This window comes from Kytococcus sp. Marseille-QA3725, assembly GCF_054950055.1.
This window is the reverse complement of record NZ_JBUCLA010000004.1, coordinates 1-1,514: the sequence shown is the minus strand read 5'-3', so window position 1 is coordinate 1,514 and position 1,514 is coordinate 1. Positions and strand designations below refer to the sequence as shown.

1 protein-coding gene is annotated in these 1,514 nt (G+C 71.9%); it reads right to left on the bottom strand.

The window, feature by feature from the left end:
- On the bottom strand, nucleotides 1-1,348 hold a 1,348-nt coding region (locus tag ACY8FT_RS11820; RefSeq protein ID WP_462419103.1), incomplete at its 3' end, for an HNH endonuclease signature motif containing protein.
- Between the last annotated feature and the right edge of the window lie 166 nt (nucleotides 1,349-1,514).

The window sequence follows — 1,514 nt, the reverse complement described above, 5'->3', positions numbered from 1 at the left end:
TGCCGAGCTCGGGCGGTCCGGCCCCTTCGCGCTCCTCCTCGTGCCAGTGCCATCGGCCGTCGGCGAAGGTCCCGGTCAGTCCGTCCCGGTGCACGACGGTGTGGTGCCGCTCGCAGAGCAGGGCCAGGTTGTCCACGTCGGTCGGCCCACCGTCCGCCCAGTGCACGACGTGGTGTGCGTGGCACCACCCCGGTGGTCGATCACATCCCGGGAAGGTGCACCCACCGTCCCGCAGGGCCAGGAAGCCTCGCTGAGCACCGGTGGCGTTCCGGTCGGCACGTCCGATCTCCAAGGGCGCACCGTCCGAGCCGAGCACGGCCGGCACCACACGGGCGTCACACGCGGCCTGTCGCAGTTGCGTCGGCGTCAGCACCGTCCCGTCGAAGGCCGACCCGTGCGCTGTGGGACCGGCATCGCGCGCCGGGCCAGGCAGCCCCCGGCCCCACCCGGCGCGGCGCACACCACCGACCCCACGCCGCGCGAGCTCGTCCTGCAGCGTCCGGTGGTCCAGGGTCACCAGCAGGGTGGTCGCGCCGGCGAGGCCGCAGCCCCCTGCCGTGGCCCGTGCGTCGGCGGCCTGCGCCCGCTCCACGAGCTCCAGGAGCGCATCCGCCCGACGGCGACCCGGGGTCCGTGGATCTCGGATCGATCGCCCCTGCTCGTCCTGGCCCCGGGCCGGGGCGGACAGGCCCTCCAGCGCGGTGCGGAGGCGCGCGGCGTCCGGCTGGTTGAGGTCCACCTGGAAGCGCACCAGACCGGTCGGCAGCTGCCGTTCGGTGAGCGTGGAGCACTCCTTGGCGCGCTCGTCCTCCCGGTCCAGGGTGTCCTCCCCGAAGCGCGCCATCACCTGGCGCGTGAGCTGTCGCAGGGCCCGGCTCGTCGCCCGGCCCCGTCCGGACGCGTTGAGTTTCTCGGCGTGCTGCAGGTAGTAGCCCAGGACCTGCTCCCGCTCGGCCCCGGGAAGCACCGGCAGCACGGTGAGGGACTCCTTGAGGAGGGTGTGGGCCACCCCCACCGACACCCCACCACCCCAGACCGCATCCGCGAGCGGCTCCGTGCCCGGTTCGAGCGTCGCCTCGGCGACGGTGGCGACCGCGTGCGCCCGTCCGGGCTCCGCGATGCCGGCCCGCTCCCGCACCCCCGCGGTCGTTCCGGCGCACCGGGACCCCTGGACCACGCCTCGGTCCACGGCCTCCGCCGTCACACCGGTCATCGCCGCCTCGACCACCCGCAACAGGCTGCCGAGGACCTCGACGACCGGCGCGAGCTCCGCCGAGCCCAGCTGCCAGAGATCGGGGCGAACCCGGTCCAGCTGTCGTGTCAGCGAGGCCGCCTGATCGAAGATCACCGTGGCGTGTGCTGCCTCCGCGACGGCCCCGGGCGTTCCACCCGTCGTGCGGTCGCCACCTCCGACATCCCACCTGTCTCTTTATACACATCTGTCATTTAAAAAAAAAAAAAACTAAGTGATTATTACGAGGTATGTTGTACAATCTCACAATACTTGTATCTGC